Below are 20,594 nucleotides of genomic sequence, written 5' to 3' on the forward strand. Positions count from 1 at the left end.
TAAAAAAGAGTGCCAGTCTAACTGACACTCTTTTTTTATTGAGCCGTATATCCTCCATCGATCACAGCAGCTTGGCCGGTGACGCCTTTTGCTAAATCACTTGCTAAAAACATTGCGTAGTCTGCAATTTCATCAACTGCCAGCAAGCGTTTTTGAGGAACAAGAGGATAAATAACTTCTTCTAGTACTTTTTCAAGCGCTACATTTCGCGTACGTGCTAAATCTTTTAATTGATTTTGAACAAGCGGTGTATCAACATAACCAGGGCAAATGGCATTTACCGTAATGCCGTGCTCCGCACCTTCAAGAGCAGCCACTTTCGTTAAGCCAATCACGCCGTGCTTAGCACTGTTGTATGCCGCTTTTCCTGAGAAACCAATCAATCCGTTAATGGAAGACATGTTCAAAATGCGGCCGAATTTTTGCTTTTTCATAATAGGAAACGCATGCTTAGTCGCAACAAAAGGTGCAACAAGCATAATTTTCGTTAAAAGTTCAAATTTTTCAGTAGGAAATTCTTCGAGCGGGGAAACAAATTGCATGCCAGCATTGTTAATTAATACATCAAGGCGGCCATATGTTTCAACCGTTTGAGCAATCATTTGTTCAATGTCACTTTCATTTGTCACATCTGCTTTAATGCCTAATGCTTCGTAGCCTTTTGTCTTCAATTTGTCTGCTGCTTTCTTAACTCCGTCTTCATTCAAGTCAGTTAAGACAACAGTCGCTCCGTCTTCAGCAAAGCGCTCACCAATTTGATAACCAATACCTTGAGCTGCACCTGTAATTAACACAATTTTGTTTTCAACCATCGTTTTTTCCCCCTTATATGTAGATGATATAAAATCGCTTACTTTTCCATTTTATCAAAAATTATCTTAATTTAGCGAGTATTTTAACTGTACTTTACGCGAAAAGAATGGGTGTGGGAAGGGGTGTTTACTACCTTTACTTCCACATTGCTGACAGAAGCGAACGGCGAGGGACCTTTTTTAATTTCTTCAATAAATTTTTGGATATTACTTTCTTCACCTTCAGCATCAATTTCTACTTTTTGATCGTCTCGATTTCGTACCCATCCGTTAATGGAGCATTCCATTGCTTTTAGCTGCGTGTAGTGACGGAACCCAACCCCTTGAACGCGTCCGTCTACAATCATATGCACATGTTTTTTCACTGTTCTCACCTCACAGGCAATTTTCCCTTTTTTATAAAAAAGAAAACAACTATAATCTTACTTTTCACTGTATAATAGAAAAAGACATTGTAAGACTTTAACAGTTTTAATGTAGATTAAATAAGAAAGAAGGGTTATGAATGCAAGCAGCAGCACGAACGCAGCAAGCGCAGCCGGCGACAATTTACCGTATTTTATTTGCTATTAGTTTAGGACATTTTCTAAATGATTGTATGCAGTCTGTTATACCGGCACTTTTTCCAGTCCTTGAAAAATCGATGAATTTAAACTACACGCAAATCGGCTGGATTGCCTTTGCTTTAAACATGACGTCATCGATTATGCAGCCGGTATTCGGCGTATTTGCCGATAAGCGTCCCTCGCCGTTTTTATTGCCAATTGCAATGTGTTTAAGCATGATTGGTATGGTTGGACTCGCTTTAGCGCCAAATTTTTATTTTGTGATTATATCTGTTTTATTTGTAGGATTCGGATCCGCTATTTTTCACCCGGAAGGTTCTCGCGTAGCGTATATGGCAGCAGGAGGAAAGCGGGGGCTGGCACAGTCTATTTATCAAGTTGGCGGGAATACTGGACAGTCGATGGCTCCGCTGTTTACGGCATTTATCTTTATCGGACTTGGTCAGTTTGGAACAATTTGGTTTACGTTAATTGCAGGTATCGGCGTAGTGGTTCTATACAGCGTCTCTAAATGGTATAAATCAGAGTTAGCTACTCGTCAACGCTTGAAGAAAAAGCAGTCAGATGCTTCATTTACGATGAACAAGCAAATTATTTTTGCGATTGGACTTTTAATTTTTCTTGTTTTTGCACGTTCATGGTACGGAGCCGGCATCCTTAATTTCTTTCAGTTTTATATTATTGAAAAATTTAATTTGCCTATCAAAAGCGCTCAGCTTTACGTTTTTTTATTTATGATTGCAGGGGTGTTTGGAACATTCTTTGGAGGTCCGCTTGCCGATCGTTTCGGAAAACGAAATATTTTATTGTTTTCTATGTTAGGGTCAGTACCGTTTACTTTATTACTCCCTCACGTTTCTCTCGGAGTCGCAGCGCCTCTTTTAATACTAATCGGCTTTATTCTCCAGTCAAGTTTCAGCGTCACGGTCGTCTATGCTCAAGAGCTGATGCCGGGGAAAATTGGCTTGGTTTCCGGCTTAATTGTAGGTCTTGCTTTTGGGATGGGAGCTTTAGGAGCTGTTGTATTCGGTAAATTAGCCGATGTCTTCAGCCTTCAGTTTATTATGCTGTTTTGCAGCTATTTACCAATCCTAGGGCTGTTAACATGGCTGTTGCCGAGCGATAAGCGTGTGAAAGAAATACACGAAGCAAAATAAGAAAAAGAAAAAGCAAACGCGCCTTAGCGTTTGCTTTTTTTATGAGCGTGAAGCAAATTTCAAGACGAATTCATATTTTTCTCCTACAATAGATACAATAGAAATTGAAAATCGAAAGGAAGAATCAGCTATGATTAAGCTAAGCGTATTGGATCAGTCTCCAGTTTCAAGCGGATCAACACCAAAAGAAGCGTTAAAACGTACGGTGGAACTGGCAAAATTAACGGAAAAGTTGGGCTACCACCGCTTTTGGGTAGCGGAACATCATAATACGAACGGTCTTGCAGGCTCATCTCCAACTCTTTTAATGACGCACTTAGCTTCTCAAACGAGCCGAATCCGAATTGGATCTGGAGGAGTCCTTCTTCCTCAATACAGTCCGTATAAAGTAGCAGAAGATGCTCAGCTGCTTGAAAATCTGTTTCCGAATCGAATTGATTTAGGTCTTGGACGCTCACCGGGAGGAGATGCGCTGACGCGGCTAGCGCTTACAGATGGAGTACGTAAAAGCCTCAATGAATTTCCGCGGCAAATTCAGGCGTTAAAAGGGCATCTTGAGCATAATTTGCCGTCTGACCATCCGTATTACGGGGTGACAGCTTATCCGTTAAGTGAAACAAAACCTGAACTGTGGCATCTTGGTATCAATAAAAGAGGAGCAAGATCAGCTGCTGAGCTGGGCATCTCTTTTACGTTTGGACACTTTATTTATTCAGTTGGTGGACAAGAAGCCATTCGTCATTATAAAGAAGAATTTGTCCCTTCTTCCTATCAATCAAAGCCTAACACCAACGTATGTGTATTTGTTGTATGTGCAGAAACAAAAGAAGAAGCCGAGGAGCACGCCAAAACGCTGGATGATTGGCTGTTGAAAGTAGCCAAAGGCGGAGACACAACAATTTCATCGATAGAAGAAGTGCGTAATCGTTCTTATTCAGAAGAAGAGCTCAAAAAAATAAGCACCAATCGTCCTCGTATGATCGTAGGGAATCCAGCTGAAGTAAAACAAGGATTAACGCAGCTGCAGCAAAAATACGATAACGACGAATTTTTAATTATTACAAATATCCATGATTATGAAGCAAAAAAGAAGTCTTATGAACTGCTTGCAGAGCTATTTCCTCAACCCTCATTTTTTTAAGAAAAAGATGGGGTTTTTTTACGGGATTAAATGTTAGAATATTTAAAAAGGAGGAGTGACATGCAAGTAGAGCAAAAAAGTGTAAGCAGCCAAACTAATAAGATTACATATACATATATTAAAACAGGAGGGCCTCGCATTTGCTTTATGTTTTCAGGGCTAGGCTATACGTACGAAAAGCCCCTGTTGTATTATGTAACGATGCTGATGATAAAACACGGAATTGACGTGGTTCAGATTCACTATACATATTCCAAAGAGCTGATGACAAAGTCTACAGATGAGATTGCAGACGTTATGATGAAAGACATTTGTTTAGTGCTGCAAGACGTTTTGCCTCAAAATAGCTATAAAGATATCATATTTGCAGGGAAATCGCTTGGGACCATTCCTCTAATTCAGCGAGTTATGAAAGATGAAGTTTACAAAGACGCAGTGATGCTTTTACTGACGCCGCTTTTAACAAGAACAGAACTGTTTGAAAGTTTACTAAAAAGCTCTCACAAAGGTCTTCTTGTAATAGGAAGTGGTGATCACTATTATACGGAAGAAGTTTATCGATTAAAAACAAATCCAATGAATATTGCGGTCATCGAAAATGCCGATCATTCATTGGATGTTTTATATGCTCCAGCAGAATCGTTAAGGGTGCTGGGAACCGTTTTGGACGGCATAGAACAGCTTCTTTGAGACAGGAAATAAGGAAAGGAGAACAAAATGGATACGCTACGTGAAATTATTTGCGAAAAAAGAGCCTACAGCTATTCACCTCATACTCATGATCATAACTACAGTCAGCTTTTGTTTCCGCTAGCAGGCGCTCTTGATATTCAAGCAAGCGAGCAGCACTTAACGCTGCAAGAAGGATGCTTTTACATTCCGCCTCGTCAACTGCATACGTATCAAGCTAAAAATACAAATGAATGTTTGGTTGTTGATATTCCTTTGAAATTTACAGAAAGTGCGCATCTTTCTCAAGAAGCAGTTTTTATTCAATGGGATTCAACCTGGAAAGCACTTCGCTACCTGTTACTTGATGGGCTTCAAAAAAGCACTGACAGGGGGGCGCTTGAAGATTTAGTCCGTTACGTTCAGCATTATTTACCAAAGAAACAAACGTTTAAATCCATTGATTACCTTCATGTTAACTTTAATCAAGAGTTAAACATAGAAAGTCTTGCTACGCTGGAAAATTATCATCCTGCCTATTTTTCCGCTTGGTTTAAACAAAAAACGGGTTATTCGCCTCAAAGCTATGTAGCGCGTATACGTTTAAATAAAGCAAAAGAATTGTTAAAAGAGAGCAGCTATTCGATAACGTATATTGCGCACGAAGTCGGCTATCACAGCTTGTCTTCATTCACTAAATGGTTTGCAAAACAAGAAGGAGTCTCACCGACGCAATATCGAAGTATCTTAAAAACAGACAAATAAGATCATAAAAGCGGAAAAACTTTTTTCTTTCTTTTAGCTATGATAAAAGAAAGGAGATGAAACGATGAATACTTCATTATCAAAAATACTTATTTTATGTGCCGCAGTTTTGTGGGGAACAACAGGAACCGCCCAAGCTTTAGCATCTGCTGAAGCGCATTCCGTGGCTATTGGAGCCGTACGTTTAGCGGTAGGGGGACTATCGCTTCTTACAGCTTGTCTTATACAAAGAAAGAATGTGGACGTAAGACGTCTTCCTATTTTGCCTCTTGCGGTTGCTGCAGCAAGTATGGCCGCTTATCAGCCGTTATTTTTTTCCGCTGTCATTAAAACGGGTGTTGCAGTAGGCACAATGGTGGCAATTGGCAGTGCGCCTGTTTTATCAGGAGTATTAGATTACATAGTGTACCGCAAGAAACCTACAAAAAAATGGTTGCTTGCTACGGTTACTGGTATTATAGGGTGCAGCTGCTTGTTGTTAAAAAAAGATACTCAAATCGACGTGATAGGTTTGGGTATGGCGATAGGAGCAGGGGCGTCTTTTGCTTGCTATACGACTGTCAATAAAAAAATTGTTCAGCATGTTGATCCGCAAGTAGGAGCTTCGCTTGTGTTCACAGCCGCCGCGGTTTTACTGATACCATGCTGGTTTATGTACGATATGAGCTGGCTAGTCTCTTTAAATGGAATGGGGATTGCTCTTCATTTAGGAATACTTACGACGGCGATTGCTTATGTATTATTTTCTACAGCGCTTAAGTCAGTGCAAGCGTCTACCGCCGTAACGTTATCGTTAGCAGAGCCCGTTACCGCTTTTTTACTTGGCGTCTTTTTCTTAGGAGAATCTCTAACTTTGGTAAACATATGCGGAGCAGCACTAGTGTTGGCTAGCTTAGCGTTTTTAACGTATTCTCCGAAGTCATCGCTAAATCAAGAGGTGCATATATAAAAAATCCCCCCGTTCTTTAAAGAACGGGGGGATTTTTTATTAAGCGTACATGCTAGCTACTTGTTTTTGCAGGTTGCTGTCTTCTAAATACTCATCGTACGTCATTTGCTTGTCAATTACTCCGTTTGGCGTAATTTCAATCACACGATTCGCAATCGTTTCAACGAACTGATGGTCATGAGATGTGAAAATCATTGAACCTTTGTAGCTGATAAGTCCGTTGTTTAGTGCTGTGATTGATTCTAAGTCAAGGTGATTCGTAGGATCGTCTAGTAAAAGAACGTTCGAACCGCTTAGCATCATTTTAGAAAGCATACAGCGAACTTTTTCTCCTCCGGAAAGAACGTTGGCTTTTTTCAACACTTCTTCACCAGAGAATAGCATTCTGCCTAAGAAACCGCGTAAGAAGCTTTCGCTTTGATCATTAGGTGAATACTGACGCAGCCAGTCTACTAAGTTTAAATCTCCGTTTTCAAAGTACTCGGAGTTGTCTTTTGGGAAAAAGGCTTGAGAGGTTGTGACACCCCATTTGTACGTACCGCTGTCTGCTTCCATTTCACCCATTAAAATCTTCATTAATGTTGAATTTGCAAGTTCGTTTCGGCCTACAAGAGCAATCTTGTCATCTTTATTCATAATAAAACTTACGTTATCAAGTACTTTTACGCCGTCAATTGTTTTTGTTAAACCTTCAACGCGAAGTACGTCATTTCCAATCTCACGTTCCGGCGTGAAGTTCACGTATGGGTAACGACGAGAAGAAGGACGGATGTCATCTAATGAAATTTTATCAAGCAATTTTTTACGAGACGTTGCTTGTTTTGATTTCGATGCATTTGCGCTAAAGCGAGCGATAAAGGCTTGAAGCTCTTTAATTTTTTCTTCTTTTTTCTTGTTTGCATCTGACGCCATTTTTTGTGCTAATTGACTTGATTCATACCAGAAATCATAGTTACCAACGTAGACTTGGATTTTACTGAAGTCAAGGTCAGCAATGTGCGTACATACTTTGTTTAAGAAGTGACGGTCATGTGATACAACAATGACTGTGTTTTCAAAGTTAATTAAGAACTCTTCTAACCATTGAATTGCTTGGATATCCAAGTTATTCGTAGGCTCATCTAGAAGTAATACATCAGGTTTTCCGAATAAAGCTTGTGCAAGAAGCACTTTTACTTTTTCACTACCCGTTAGTTCAGCCATTTTTTTGGCGTGAAGATCTTCAGAAATACCTAATCCTTTTAAAAGAATAGCCGCTTCTGATTCTGCTTCCCAACCGTTTAATTCAGCAAATTCACCTTCAAGCTCAGCTGCTTTCATTCCGTCTTCATCTGTGAAGTCTGCTTTCATATAAATAGCATCTTTTTCTTGCATTACTTCATAAAGGCGAGCGTGCCCCATAATAACGGTTTTCATAACTTCTTGATCTTCATATTCGAAGTGGTTCTGTTTTAAGACAGCAAGGCGTTCGCCAGGGCCCATATGTACATCACCAGTCTGAGATTCAATTTCACCAGATAAAATTTTTAAAAACGTTGATTTTCCAGCACCGTTTGCGCCGATTAATCCATAGCAGTTACCAGGCGTGAATTTAATATTCACATCTTCAAATAACTTTCGGTCGCCAAATCGTAAACTTACATTACTAACTGTAATCATGTATGAGCAGTCCTCCAAATTCAATATCTATAAAATTATACCATTCTTTTGAGATAAGAGCGATATGAATACAATATTTCAAACATAAAGTGTAACCGACACTTTAAGCACTCGTCAACCATTTAAGGGATTTTTTGAGCGGTAACGCTTGATTATTCTAGCATTCACCAAAACACTGAGTGACAAACTAATATATTCAGGGAAACAGAAATTGTTGAATATACATTGTTTTTCATTTTATCGAGCTATACGGATACAATCTATGAAAAACATAGACGGTTTAAAAAACGACTCTTCACGCTTCACTTTTATGTTCAAAACGAAAGAAAGCTCTGAGGAATAACCTGAGAGCTTTCTAAATTTATTATTCAAAAATATAAGCTAGTGCTTGAAGAGCCTGTTCTGGCGTTTCGACTACAACTTGGGCTTTGTTTGACAGTTCTTTAAGCGGGTGGTGCAGTTTTTCAGGGCGAACCAAAATTAGCGGTTTATCTAATGCGATGGCTGTCGCCGCATCCATTGCGCTGTTCCACTGTTTGTATTTTTCACCAAATAAAGCAATGACCACATCAGATTTTTTAAGGAGCACCTGTGTGCGTAAATTATTAATTTGAGAAGCAGCTTCATCTTTTAAGACAGCATTAGGCTGTTTTCCTAAAATTTCTTCTCCAATGTTGTCGGAGCGGTCATGGTCTGTCATAGGACCGACAAAGGTAAGGGGAAGGTTTAATTGTTCCGCTTGGTTTTTAATTTCGTCTCGCCAGTTATCGTGAATTTGCCCGGCAAGGTATACGGTTAAGTTCATTATGTAGAAGTCCTCCTCTAACTAAGATTTGTTTTATTTTATCAAATGTAAGCGGATAATACGAATGATTTGAATGGGCTGCTTTTCCAAAAATAAGGTTATAGTAGACAAATAGTTAAAAAAGAGAAACAATAGAAGGCGTATTGCTAATTAAAGAAAGGATGTACATGATGACAGAAACAGTGCTACAAGTAGATCATGTCAGTAAAGTAATTGGGAAGAAAACCATTTTGCATGATGTATCCTTATCGGTTGAGCGCGGTGAGATTTTCGGATTGCTTGGTCCGAACGGATCTGGAAAAACAACGCTCATTCGTACCGTCGTAGGACTCATTAAAGAAACAAAGGGAACAATTACCGTCAATGGGTTTCCTTTAAAAGAACAGTTTACATCAGCTATGAAATCAATTGGAGCGATTATTGAAAACCCTGAGTTTTATGATTATCTGACGGGCTATCAAAATTTAAAACACTTTGCGAATATGCATGAAGGGATCACGGCAGAACGCTTGGATGAAGTGATTGCGCTAGTAAAGCTTGAAAACAGCATTCATGCAAAAGTGAAGACGTATTCCCTTGGGATGAGACAGCGTTTAGGAGTAGCTCAAGCTATTTTACATAAGCCTGCATTGCTTTTACTAGACGAACCAACAAATGGTCTAGACCCAGCGGGAATGAGAGAATTTCGTACATATTTACAAACCCTCTGCAGGGAAGAAGGTATTTCAATTTTAATCGCGAGCCACTTATTAAAAGAAGTGGAAGCATTATGTGACCGCGTTGGTATTATTCAAAACGGCGAGTTAAAAGCTGTTCAAGATCTATCTCCAAATCGTCAAGATCAAGGGATGTATGTAGAATTTGAAGTATCTGACGTGCAACAAGCAGCGGATCTTTTATCTCAAGAATTCCAAGTAACAATAAAATCCGATAGTATTGATGTAGTGATTATGAAAGAACAAATTCCAGCTGTGAATAGAAAATTAGTGGACAGCGATATTTTAGTCTACCGAATCACTCCTGTTTATGAGACGCTTGAAGATTCGTTTATGTCCGTTACGGAGGGAGAGCACCATGCTTAAGTTAATTCAAAATGAACACATGAAATGGTTTTACAAAAGAAGTACAAAAGTCACGTTTATTACAATCGGCATCTTAACTCTTTGTATGGCTCTTTTAATGAAGAAAGTAGCAAACAGCGCAGGAACGGAAGACAACATATTGAATTTCCTGTCATTTAGTGCAGGCATGCTGATCCTCGTTCAATTTTTCGCGCTTGCTGTTGGAGGATCAATGGTTGCAAAAGAGTTTGAAGCGGGTACCATTAAGCTTCTTTTAATTCGCCCTGCTAGACGTTCAACGATTTTAACGTCCAAGTACATAACGCTCGTTTTAATTAGCTTGTATTACTTGCTGAGCTATTTGCTTTTTTCGTTTGTATGGGGAGCATTGTTCTTTGGATTTGCCAGTCTAGAAGGAGATGCGCAGCTGCTTAAAAACATTACGCTTACGTATGACAGCGCGTATATGGAAACGTTTATGATGATGACGTTTGCTTTTATGCTGTCGTCTTTATTTAGAAACAGCGCGCTTGCTTCAAGTCTAGCTATTGTCATAAGTATCGGCGCAAAAGCTGTAACAGGACTAGTATCAGAGCTAGGTTTATGGTGGGGGAAATTTTTACTGTTCGCCAACACAAACTTTGTGCAGTATATGGACGGAATGAAGACGATGTTTGACGGAATGACAATTCCATTTTCAATCTTCATCTTAGTTGCACACTTTGTCTTCTTTATGGGCGTAGCGTGGGTGGCGTTTTTAAAACGTGACGTAGCTAATTGATGTGAGAATTTTCACACTATATATTTTTCTAAAATAGCATTTGACAATTAAATAAAAAGAGATTACAGTAGTGAAAGACTATTTTTAAAACAACTATAAACTTCTTATCAAGAGAGACGGAGGGACTGGCCCTAGGATGTCTCGGCAACTGGCTGTACGCAGTGCGGTGCCAAATCCAGCAGACGATGTTTCGTTTGGAAGATGAGAAGGGTAATCTTATGATACAAATAAGAGACCTCTTCTTATCAATAAGAAGAGGTCTTTTTTTATTACGTAAACAAGAGGTGTTAAGAATGGAACAACAAAAAGGAAACGGCTGGGCGCTGTTACCGCTGGGCATCTTTTTAGTCCTGTTTGTCGGATCAGGAATTATAACGGGAGATTTTTATAAGCTGCCTGTATTAGTAGCTATTATCATTGCAGCCATCGTGGCGCTGGCTATGAACCGCAAAGATTCACTTAATGTAAAAGTGGAACGTTTTGCTAAAGGAGCAGGGCATCCTGATATCATTATTATGGTACTTATTTTTATTTTGGCAGGTGCTTTTTCTCAAGTCGCTAAAGGCATGGGAGCTGTTGATTCAACGGTAAACTTAGCTCTGTCTGTGCTTCCGCAAAGCTTAGTGGTAGTCGGAATCTTCGTTATTGGCGCATTCATTTCAATTTCGATGGGAACGTCAATGGGAACGATCGCTGCGTTAGGGCCTATCGCTGTAGGAATCAGTGAGCAGGCGCATGTATCCATTACATTGGCAATTGCTGCTGTTGTTGGTGGTGCAATGTTTGGAGATAATTTATCCGTAATCTCTGATACGACCATTGCGGCAGTTCGTACGCAAAAAACAAATATGTCAGATAAATTAAAAGTAAACTTTTTTATTGTCCTTCCTGCAGCGATTGTTACAGTGATTTTATTACTTGTAATGACGCTAGGCAATACGTCATCAGTAGAAATTAAAGATTTTAGCTGGTTTAAAATCTTGCCTTATGTCGGCGTACTCGTTGCTGCCATATTTGGTGCAAACGTATTAAGCATTTTAACCGGAGGAATTGTATTAGCCGGCGTAATTGGATTAGCTGACGGAAGCTACACGCTTTCTTCTCTTGCTAAAACTGTGACAGAAGGTATTGGCGGAATGTCGGAATTAATTATTTTATCTCTTTTAATTGGCGGAATGGTTGAACTCATTCGCTATAACGGTGGTATTCAGTTCTTATTGAACCTATTAACACGACGCATTCAAACAAAAAAAGGCGGAGAATTCAGCATCGCTGGATTAGTAAGTTTAACCAATTTAGCCACGGCTAATAACACGATTTCAATTATTACAGCAGGTCCGTTAGCGAAAGAAATCTCTGATAAGTATTCAATTGATAATCGTAAATCAGCCAGTCTGCTCGACTTGTTTTCATGCAGCGTTCAAGGGCTTATCCCTTACGGTGCACAAATGCTTCTCGCAGCAGGATTTGCTAAAGTTTCACCGGTTGAGATTATTCCATTTACATTCTATCCAATGTTAACAGCGGTTTGCGGTATCATTGCGATTGTAATTGGCTTTCCTCGTTTAAATAAAAAATCAAAATCATCTAAAGAAGCTGCGTAATATCAAACCCTTAAAAAGAACATTCTTTTTAAGGGTTTTTTACTGTTTGAAAAAATCAGTCGGCTTTTTTTCATCTAGCTCCTTCCAAAGTGTCTCATTTTGTTTAAGTGCATAAGCCGCTCCTCCGATTTCAATTCCGCATAATAAAATGAATAATAAAATACCCATGATATGACCTCCTTATATAAGTGAATAAAAACATGATTGTAACGGGTTTAGCTTATTGCTGTTTCACTTTATAATGAGAATAAAGTATGAAACGCGTTTCAGCGCAAGAGAAAAAGGTGAAAACATGACAAATATCCGAGATATCGCAAAAAAAGCTGGTGTATCTGTTTCGACCGTGTCACGGGTTTTAAATCATCATCCGTATGTAAAAGAAGAAAAGCGCCGTCTGGTAGAAGAAGTAATTCAAGAACTTAATTACGAACAAAACATTAATGCCGTTCACTTATCAAAAGGGAAAACAAATATGATTGCTGTCGTCTTGCCTTTTATTAATCATCCTTATTTCAGTCTGCTTTTAGAAGGAGTGGCCTCTCAAGCGTTAGAAAAGCAGTATCAGCTTGTTATTTGTCAGACGAACTATGATGTAAAAAAAGAAGAAGAAGCGCTTCATATGCTAAAAACAAAGCAGGTTGATGGAGTGATTATTTGTTCTAGAGCAGGCAGCTGGAGCACGATTGAATATTATCAGCAGTACGGGCCGATAGCCGTGTGCGAAAACGTAAAAAATCGTTCTATTCGCTCCGTATACGTTGATCATTATGCAGCTTTTAAGAAAGCGCTCATGTATTTAAAAGAAAAAGGATATACGGATATTGGCTACTGTATTGGAAGAATGACGGGTACAAATAGTCAACAGAGGCAGCAAGCATACAAAGAATATGTAGAAAGAATAAATGAGCCTTATCATCCGGAATGGGTGTTTCAAGGCTGTTTGAACGTGACAGATGGTGAAAAAGTGGTGAAAAAATTGGTGCAGATGAAAAATCGGCCTCAGGCGCTTTTAGTAACAAACGATCAAGTCGCTATTGGTATAAAAGCTCAGTGCGAACAAGCGGGTATATCAGTTCCAGGCGATTTAGCTATTATTGGTTTTGATAATCATCCGCTTTCTTCTTATTTACAAATCACAACGATCGAACTTCCTCTCAAAGAAATGGGCGAAACGCTTTTTAAACTAGTCAGGAGCAAGGATCCTCAAAAAATTGAGCTTCCTTTTCGGTTTATTGAGCGTAAAAGCGTATAAATTCTTGATGATCTCACCGCGTGTTTTTATCGGATAAAATGAGTAAAAGCGGACATCATACGAGTAAAGAAAAAAGAAAAGGATGATGATCGTGGAGAAAAAAGAATATCAAGTAGGAGATCAAGTATTTGTTATTTACCGAAATCCTCATACGGCAAACGTTGCCAATATTAATCAAGCTGAAATTGTTGAACATCCTGAAAATAAAGGTGAAAAAGCGCTGTTTCTGCATGAGTCTTATCATTTGTTAGCTGAAGATGATGCTGTGTATTCAACGTATGAAGAAGCAGAGAACATGTATAACAAGATATTTGATTATGAACAATATAATTGACGCAAGGCTCTCTTAAATAGAGAGTCTTTTTTGATCTAAAAAATAATTACCACGGATAGAGTCTTTTTATTTTTCAAACGCTATTAGTATTAGAAAAAAGGAAGTGTACATGATGATAAAACCTTTTGTACCTCAATTAGTATACATTGAGCCAGGAGCAATGGAGTACCCGCTTGGTGTTCAATTAAAAGAAAAATTTGAGAAGATGGGAATTGAGATTCGTCAAACAACTTCTCATAATCAAGTGCGTAATATACCGGGAAAAAATGATTTGCAAAAATACCGCAATGCCAAGTCTACTTTAGTAGTTGGTGTGCGTAAAACCTTGAAATTTGATACATCTAAACCGTCAGCTGAATATGCAATACCTTTTGCAACAGGGTGTATGGGGCACTGTCACTATTGTTATTTGCAGACAACAATGGGAAGCAAACCATATATTCGCACGTACGTGAATGTGGAAGAAATATTAGGTCAAGCAGAGCAATATATGCAGGAAAGAGCCCCTCAAATAACGCGATTTGAAGCGGCTTGTACATCTGATATCGTAGGAATTGATCATTTAACACATTCATTAAAGCGCGCAATTGAATATTTTGGGGAAAGTGAACTAGGTCAACTGCGCTTTGTGACTAAGTTTCATCACGTGGATCATTTATTGGATGCTAAACATAATGGTCGCACGCGCTTTCGCTTTAGCATAAACGCAGATTATGTTATAAAAAACTTTGAACCTGGTACATCTCCTCTTGATTACCGGATTGAAGCTGCTAATAAAGTTGCAAAAGCCGGATATCCACTTGGCTTTATTGTGGCGCCTATTTACATCCATGAAGGTTGGCAAGAGGGATACCGTCAGCTGTTTGAAAAGCTTGATGCTTCTATACCTGAAGAGTCAAGAGATGATATTACATTTGAAATGATTCAGCATCGCTTTACCAAGCCGGCCAAACGGGTGATTGAGAAAAACTATCCGAAAACAAAGCTTGAGATGAATGAAGAAGAGCGCCGCTACAAATGGGGGCGTTACGGGATTGGAAAGTATGTATACGCAAAAGATGAAGAACAAGAATTAAGAGAGACGTTGGAATATTACATTGATCAGTATTTTCCAAATGCGAAAATCGAGTATTTTACGTAATTATTCTACAGTAATTGAAGAGTTATTTTGACATCTTAGTCGAGATAGCTTTTCAATTTTTAATGTGAAAAATAAATTGGTTGCTAATAAGCTGAAAAAAGAGGTTATTTGTATCTCTTGTCGTATTACATACATAAGGGAGGTGACTGAGATGTTAAAAAATGAAGAGTTTGCGCTAACAAAAGAATTAACAAAAGAACAGCAAGAAGCTGCACGAAATTTTATTCAAGTGTTGTTCCAAGAAGATTTATCTGAATTTTGGAACATATTATGTGATATCGATAAGTCTCGTATTTACGGCTTGTATGAAGCAAACCACTATTACGATTCGGATGTTGAACTACATGGATTTGTACAAGAAATTAGAGATAATGTAAGAGCGGTTTATGCGCCTCTTCAAGGGCAAGGAGGTATTTCGACGAAAGTTCGATATACAAGCGAAGGAAAGATGTATGTATACATATTAGGAAGCGGCGAAAACCCGAGGGTATATCCTGTTGGATTAATGCCTGAGACCTACATTGAAGAAGAACGTTTTTCTCAGCGTCTTCAAATTAGCATTTATAACGATGAGTTTCGAAACGTTGCGCTGTAAATTATATACAAATGGAAAAATAAAGAATAATAAAATTAATTTGTTAAAATAGCAATATTTGGGGTATGTAATAGGTATAACATTAAAAAGGGGTGAAAGAAATGCATTATTATCGTATTTCAGAGGGAGACCATGAAGAGTATTGTGAAACGATTCTGCTTCATGAAAAGAAGTTTTGCAAAGAAACATTTCAATCTATGGTGCGAGAAGCAATGAACAATAAGCCAGTTAAAATTGACCGTGTGGATATTGTTAAATATTTAATTGGTCATCATAGCTTTCAAGTAGCCCACATTGAAGCGGGATTTCATAGTACATACAGCGAGAAAGTGACATAAAAAAGGCAGCACATCCTATACAACGAACTTTTCTTTTGAAAAGGGCGCTGTATTTTTTTTTGCTAAAAATAGAATGTTTCTAAGTGATATTCCTTTTAATGGTATAATAGTTAAGTGCTGTAAGGTATACATATAAAAATCACAAATACTTTAAAGAGAAAGGGTGAGGAAATATGGAAAACGAAAGAATAGAAGAGCTTGAACGAAAAATAAGCAGTTTAGAAGAAGACGTAGCCAAGCTAAAGTCGCTTGTATATAAAACAAATTCTCCAAGACCACCAGTTCACGCTCCTCCCAAGCTGCGCCAGGAGACGACTAAACGTCCTGCTCAAACAGCAGCTAAAAGCTCACAGGCAATAGAAGAGCCTGTTGATTGGGAAAAAGTCCTTTTTCAAACATGGCTGCCGAGAATTTTTATTTTCGTATTTATTATTGGCGTGCTATGGGGATTTAAAGCAGCCTCTGACTATGGATTAATGAATGAAAAAGCAAAAGTTGTTCTCGGTTTCGTTGTTTCGATAGGTTTTGCTGTAACAGGTCATTTCCAAATCAAAAAGGGTAGGCTGGTGCTCGGGCAAGTACTTGTAGGAGGAGCTATTCCTATTCTCATGTTAACGACGTTTGCGATGCATAGCCTATATCATTTAGCAGGACCAACGCTTGCTTTTATACTAAATACGAGCTGGATTATCTTAGGGATGATCGCGACAGTCTTTTATCGTTCACAGGCATTAGGGATTATTAGCGCGGTTGGAGGCGTACTAGTTCCTTTTCTTATTGAAAGTAATTCGCCTAATGCTCTGGTTTTCATTGGCTATGAAACGCTTCTGTATATTGCCTTTTTATATGTGGCAATCAAACAAAAGTATTCAATTTTATATGTTCTTTCCGCGGTACTATTAAATCTTACGCTACTCCTTTATTACTCGTTTGTTGGTGATAATGGTGTAAAAGCGTTATTAGGTATGGCGATTCTGATTCAGCATTTATGCTTAATTTCTAGCTTTTTTCTATCACAATCCGTACTCCAAGTATATGCGTTTACCCTTCTATCGAGTTTAGCAGCTACGTACGGCTGGCTGCTTGCCGTTTTTGACGATGGCACGACCACCATGGTGCTGCTTGCGCTAGTTATTATTTACGCATTAGGTGTTTACACAGTAAGAAGTTCTAAGGAGAAATTTGAATTTTTTATTACCTATTTAATTGTTGCAGTAGCGTTTTTTATTCATCAGCTCGTCGATTTAAGAGAAGGAGTCATTTTATATGTGATTCAAGGACTTGCTGTTTACTATATCGCCATGACGTATAAAAATCTACTTCATCAACTGTTTTCTTATACGATTTATATACTGAGTGCCACGTATATCTTAGTTACACCAATCGAACAAGTGCTGTCCCTTCCGACATTAAATTGGGTTGTTGTGTTAGCTTCTATTCTAGTATTTGTATGGATCAGTATTCAAAAAACAGAAAAAGATGAGCACGATACATTCAAAATTGGAGGAAGTATTGTTTTTTCTATTCTTTCTTTAATTTTTGCAACGGAAGTGACGGTCGCTGGAACCACTGATCTTTCCGCTAATACACAAACGCTTATTATGACGGCCGTTTGGCTATGCTTGTCCATTGCTGCATTCGTAATAGGATCACTTCGAAATTTTAAAACAGCAACATATGTCGGCGTGGGCATTTTGTTCTTAACACTTTTTAAACTCGTTTTATATGATTTACCTTTTATCCCAATGGCTATACGAGCCTTGTTATTTATCGTTTTAGGAGCTATCGGTTTAATTATCTCGCGACTATTTTATAAAAAGAAGTAGCTAGAAGCTGAAGAGAAATTCTTCAGCTTTATTTATTATAATATGGTTATGTAAACTTAATCTTGAAGTCGTACAAAAAGTATACAATCATGTATAATGGAACAAGTGAATTGGAGGTATACATAAAATGAAATCACTTGTATTAGCAGAAAAGCCAAGTGTAGCACGTGATCTTGCGCGCGTGCTTGGCAGCACACAAACAAAAAAAGGGTATATTGAAGGGCCAAAGTATGTCGTAACATGGGCACTCGGCCATTTAGTTGAATTACAAACACCAGAGGATTATGATAACCAATATAAAACATGGCGATTAGAAGATCTGCCAATTATGCCTGAGAAAATGAAACTAAAAGTAATTCGTAAAGTGAGCTCTCAGTTTCGTACAGTATCCGATCTAGCAAAAAGAAAGGATATTGGCGAGTTAATTATTGCGACTGATGCAGGGCGTGAAGGAGAGCTTGTAGCACGCTGGATTATGGAAAAGGTACGCTGGAACAAGCCGTTTAAACGTCTTTGGATTTCGTCTCAAACGGACAAAGCGATTCGTGACGGGTTTAAACAGCTAAAACCAGGAAAAGAGTTTAATCGTTTGTATGATTCAGCAGTTTGCCGTTCAGAAGCCGATTGGCTTATCGGTTTAAACGTAACGAGAGCGTTAACGACTAAATACGAAGAACCATTATCAGCAGGACGTGTACAAACACCGACGCTTGCGATGATAATTGAGCGTGAACAAGTAATTAACACATTCAAACCTAGTGAATATTGGACGCTTACAGCTCAGTTTTCGTCGTTTGAAGCAGCTTGGCAAAAGGGCGATGAAAAGCGCATTTTTGATGAAAAACGTGCAAAAGAGCTGCACTCAAAATTATCAGGTGAAGCAGTTGTGAAAACAATCAAGCGTAAAATCCATAAAGAAGCGCAGCCGCTTCCTTATGACTTAAATGAACTGCAGCGCGACGCTAACAAACGCTTTAACTTCTCTGCTAAGAAGACATTGAATGTACTTCAAAAGTTATATGAACAGCATAAGTTAGTCACGTATCCACGTACAGATTCTCGTTATTTAACAACAGATATGGTTTCCACTATGAAAGAGCGCTTGGAAAGCATCTCTGCTGTATATAAAGAAGAAGTTCGTCCAATTTTAAAAAATGCACAGCTGCCAAAGCGAGTGGTTAATAATGAAAAAGTAAGTGATCACCATGCGATTATCGTAACGGATCAGCCTGTGTTTTTACAGGACTTATCAGCTGATGAACGAAAGCTGTATGACTTAATTGCAAAGCGATTTATTTCATTGTTTTATCCTGCATATGAGTATGAAGTGGTTAAAGCAGAGCTTGAAGTAAACGGGGAACTGTTGGTAGCGAGCGGAAAGCAAGTTGTGAATGCAGGCTTCAAAAAAGTTTCTGGTGGAGACTCAGAAGCAACGGTGAAGCTGCCTGATATGAAAGAAGGCAGCAAGCTGCTCATTCAAAATGTAACGATGAAAAGTGCATTTACAGAGCCGCCGCAGCGCTATACAGAAGCCGATCTTCTTGGACAAATGGAAAAACACAACTTAGGTACGCCGGCAACACGCGCAGATATTATTGAAAAACTTCTGCAAAACGAATCCATTGATCGCCAAAATAACCGTCTGCACGCAACAAAAAAAGGAAAGCAGCTGATTGACTTAGTAGCAGACGAGTTAAAGTCTCCTGAGCTTACGGCTAAATGGGAACGTGACTTAGAAGCAATTGCTAAAGGAAAAGGAAATGCAAAAGAGTTTTTAACGAATATTCGCGAACAAACAGAAAAGCTAGTCAAGCAAGTAAAAACAAGTAATCAAACGTACAAACCTCATAATTTAACGGGCTCTAAATGTCCGGAATGCGGTTCGTTCTTAAAAGAAAAGAAAACAAAGCAAGGAAGAGTGCTCGTTTGTTCAAGCCTTGAGTGCAGCTATAGACGCGCAAAAGACCCTAAACTATCGAACCGACGCTGTCCGCAGTGTCATAAACGAATGGAAATTCATTCAGGAAAAGCAGGTACGTATTTCCAATGCCGTTCATGTCAAGTAGTGGAAAAAGCCGAGGATAAAAAGAAAAAGATTTCAAAACGAGAAGAACGAAAGCTTCTTAACAAATACAACGATGACGGAGCATTTGGTTCAAGCTTGGGAGATGCTTTAAAACAAGCTCTTCAAGATAAAAAAGATAAGTAAAGTAGAAAAGAGACTAGGACAAAAAGATTTTAGACAAAGTGAAAAACGAACCATTGATCAAGATGTTTGATTCGTGGTTCGTTTTTTTGTTGTGGTAAATGTAGGTTTCGTGTGTAGGTCTTTCTAGCAGTTGATTGGAGGACAAGGCGAAGTCTTGCACGGAAATCAAAGGCGGTGTCCAAAGTGACTCCGCTCATGTGTACTAGTTGTTTGTTTTTAGAATGGATTCGTTTCGTTATGTCTCGTCCTCTTTTTGGTATAATACGGATTGAATCATAAGTAAGGTGGCATGGAACAATGAAAAGAAAAAGCAAGGGAATGGATCGTTTAATTGCGTTCTTTATAGCAGGAGCGATGGTACTAATCATTTTAGCTATCTTAATGGGAAGCTACTTTTTTGGTTTTATAGGCTTCCTTAGAGTGATGGGAGTGGAGTATGACTCTTACTGGGCCATATGTTTATTTCTATTTTTTATTTTTGTGTTTGGCTCTATCACAGAGCTTTTTTCAAAGGCGCTTATTTTTTTAATGAAGAATGCTAGGATGAACAGAGTATTATTTGTAGCATCTGCAGCTTTTGTGGACATATTTTTTACTTTTCTATCGGTTTATATAGCAGACTTGCTTGTAAGCGGAATCCGTGTATCTATTTTAGCGATGATTATTTTATCCGGTTTATTTTTTTTGTTAGAGAGTGCATTGGATAGTGAGTTTCTACGTAAAAAAACAAGCTGATGAAATTGTTCATCAGCAGCGCATCAACAAAAAAAGTGCATCATATCAAGCTTCAATGCTATTTAAAGAACTCTGTAACATATTTTTTTAAAAAAGTATGTGATTTTTTTCACATATCTCTTGAAAAAGAACAAACATGTTTGTATAATAAGAATTGTAAAAGATATGTGAAACATTTCACAATATATGTGAAAA

21 protein-coding genes and 1 riboswitch are annotated in these 20,594 nt (G+C 38.4%); of the genes, 16 read left to right on the forward strand and 5 right to left on the reverse strand.

Features of this window, described 5'->3' with window-relative positions:
• Window positions 1-35 precede the first annotated feature (35 nt).
• Entirely contained in the window at window positions 36-812 is a 777-nt protein-coding gene (locus tag NST66_RS09575; protein ID WP_013056911.1) for a 3-hydroxybutyrate dehydrogenase, read from the reverse strand.
• 83 nt (window positions 813-895) lie between these two features.
• Window positions 896-1,177: an acylphosphatase gene (locus NST66_RS09580; RefSeq protein ID WP_013083031.1), complete on the reverse strand. Its 282-nt coding sequence runs from the start codon at window positions 1,175-1,177 to the stop codon at window positions 896-898.
• 140 nt (window positions 1,178-1,317) lie between these two features.
• On the opposite strand from NST66_RS09580, the gene NST66_RS09585 reads away from it, so the two are divergent.
• The 5 genes from NST66_RS09585 (at window position 1,318) to NST66_RS09605 (ending at window position 6,059) form a co-directional block, all read left to right on the forward strand.
• Window positions 1,318-2,535, forward strand: a complete 1,218-nt coding sequence (locus NST66_RS09585; RefSeq protein WP_028413468.1) for an MFS transporter — start codon at window positions 1,318-1,320, stop codon at window positions 2,533-2,535.
• A gap of 130 nt (window positions 2,536-2,665) precedes the next feature.
• Window positions 2,666-3,676, forward strand: a complete 1,011-nt coding sequence (locus NST66_RS09590) for an LLM class flavin-dependent oxidoreductase (protein WP_328158819.1) — start codon at window positions 2,666-2,668, stop codon at window positions 3,674-3,676.
• Between the two features lie 60 nt (window positions 3,677-3,736).
• On the forward strand, window positions 3,737-4,366 hold the full coding sequence (locus NST66_RS09595) for a hypothetical protein (RefSeq protein WP_028413466.1): 630 nt from the start codon (window positions 3,737-3,739) through the stop codon (window positions 4,364-4,366).
• Between the two features lie 27 nt (window positions 4,367-4,393).
• Window positions 4,394-5,110 carry a helix-turn-helix transcriptional regulator gene (locus tag NST66_RS09600; RefSeq protein ID WP_098627179.1) on the forward strand — a complete coding sequence of 239 codons (717 nt, stop codon included), beginning with the start codon at window positions 4,394-4,396 and terminating at the stop codon, window positions 5,108-5,110.
• Window positions 5,111-5,174: 64 nt separating this feature from the next.
• Entirely contained in the window at window positions 5,175-6,059 is an 885-nt protein-coding gene (locus NST66_RS09605) for a DMT family transporter (RefSeq protein WP_033578893.1), read from the forward strand.
• A 39-nt stretch (window positions 6,060-6,098) separates the two neighbouring features.
• On the opposite strand, the gene NST66_RS09610 is transcribed toward NST66_RS09605, so the two are convergent.
• Together NST66_RS09610 and NST66_RS09615 are read right to left on the reverse strand one after the other, a co-directional pair.
• Window positions 6,099-7,718: an ABC-F family ATP-binding cassette domain-containing protein gene (locus NST66_RS09610; protein WP_013083037.1), complete on the reverse strand. Its 1,620-nt coding sequence runs from the start codon at window positions 7,716-7,718 to the stop codon at window positions 6,099-6,101.
• Between the two features lie 364 nt (window positions 7,719-8,082).
• Window positions 8,083-8,523 carry a YtoQ family protein gene (locus NST66_RS09615; protein ID WP_025752263.1) on the reverse strand — a complete coding sequence of 147 codons (441 nt, stop codon included), beginning with the start codon at window positions 8,521-8,523 and terminating at the stop codon, window positions 8,083-8,085.
• Between the two features lie 170 nt (window positions 8,524-8,693).
• Between NST66_RS09615 and NST66_RS09620 the strand changes: the two genes are divergently transcribed.
• From NST66_RS09620 to NST66_RS09630, 3 genes are all read left to right on the forward strand, one after another.
• Window positions 8,694-9,605 (forward strand): ABC transporter ATP-binding protein, encoded by a 912-nt coding sequence (locus tag NST66_RS09620; RefSeq protein WP_034265850.1) that lies wholly within the window; start codon window positions 8,694-8,696, stop codon window positions 9,603-9,605.
• Window positions 9,598-10,365 (forward strand): ABC transporter permease, encoded by a 768-nt coding sequence (locus NST66_RS09625; RefSeq protein WP_098627180.1) that lies wholly within the window; start codon window positions 9,598-9,600, stop codon window positions 10,363-10,365. The genes NST66_RS09620 and NST66_RS09625 overlap by 8 nt, the downstream gene beginning before the upstream one ends.
• Before the next feature lie 101 nt (window positions 10,366-10,466).
• Window positions 10,467-10,573, forward strand: a riboswitch (SAM riboswitch).
• 85 nt (window positions 10,574-10,658) lie between these two features.
• On the forward strand, window positions 10,659-11,969 hold the full coding sequence (locus NST66_RS09630) for a Na+/H+ antiporter NhaC family protein (RefSeq protein WP_098627181.1): 1,311 nt from the start codon (window positions 10,659-10,661) through the stop codon (window positions 11,967-11,969).
• A gap of 39 nt (window positions 11,970-12,008) precedes the next feature.
• Here the strand turns inward: NST66_RS09630 and NST66_RS09635 are convergent, their stop codons facing one another.
• Window positions 12,009-12,137: a hypothetical protein gene (locus NST66_RS09635; RefSeq protein WP_255219815.1), complete on the reverse strand. Its 129-nt coding sequence runs from the start codon at window positions 12,135-12,137 to the stop codon at window positions 12,009-12,011.
• Between the two features lie 124 nt (window positions 12,138-12,261).
• On the opposite strand from NST66_RS09635, the gene NST66_RS09640 reads away from it, so the two are divergent.
• From NST66_RS09640 to NST66_RS09675, 8 genes are all read left to right on the forward strand, one after another.
• Window positions 12,262-13,221 (forward strand): LacI family DNA-binding transcriptional regulator, encoded by a 960-nt coding sequence (locus NST66_RS09640; RefSeq protein ID WP_034265859.1) that lies wholly within the window; start codon window positions 12,262-12,264, stop codon window positions 13,219-13,221.
• 85 nt (window positions 13,222-13,306) lie between these two features.
• Window positions 13,307-13,555: a transcriptional regulator SplA domain-containing protein gene (locus NST66_RS09645; RefSeq protein ID WP_436669254.1), complete on the forward strand. Its 249-nt coding sequence runs from the start codon at window positions 13,307-13,309 to the stop codon at window positions 13,553-13,555.
• 112 nt (window positions 13,556-13,667) lie between these two features.
• A complete protein-coding gene (gene splB / locus NST66_RS09650) occupies window positions 13,668-14,696 on the forward strand; it encodes a spore photoproduct lyase (protein ID WP_025752275.1) in 1,029 nt (342 codons plus the stop codon).
• A gap of 151 nt (window positions 14,697-14,847) precedes the next feature.
• Complete coding sequence (locus NST66_RS09655; RefSeq protein ID WP_033578900.1) at window positions 14,848-15,291, forward strand: hypothetical protein; 444 nt, start codon at window positions 14,848-14,850, stop codon at window positions 15,289-15,291.
• Window positions 15,292-15,392: 101 nt separating this feature from the next.
• Window positions 15,393-15,629, forward strand: coding sequence for a hypothetical protein (locus NST66_RS09660; RefSeq protein WP_098627183.1), 237 nt, complete (start codon window positions 15,393-15,395; stop codon window positions 15,627-15,629).
• A 173-nt stretch (window positions 15,630-15,802) separates the two neighbouring features.
• On the forward strand, window positions 15,803-17,455 hold the full coding sequence (locus NST66_RS09665) for a DUF2339 domain-containing protein (RefSeq protein ID WP_033578901.1): 1,653 nt from the start codon (window positions 15,803-15,805) through the stop codon (window positions 17,453-17,455).
• A 127-nt stretch (window positions 17,456-17,582) separates the two neighbouring features.
• Complete coding sequence (locus NST66_RS09670; protein WP_340843285.1) at window positions 17,583-19,664, forward strand: DNA topoisomerase III; 2,082 nt, start codon at window positions 17,583-17,585, stop codon at window positions 19,662-19,664.
• Between the two features lie 297 nt (window positions 19,665-19,961).
• A complete protein-coding gene (locus tag NST66_RS09675) occupies window positions 19,962-20,399 on the forward strand; it encodes a YrvL family regulatory protein (RefSeq protein ID WP_033578903.1) in 438 nt (145 codons plus the stop codon).
• The last annotated feature ends 195 nt before the right edge of the window (window positions 20,400-20,594 follow it).

This window comes from Priestia sp. FSL W8-0524, assembly GCF_038005965.1.
GTDB classification, from domain to species: Bacteria; Bacillota; Bacilli; order Bacillales; family Bacillaceae_H; genus Priestia; species Priestia zanthoxyli.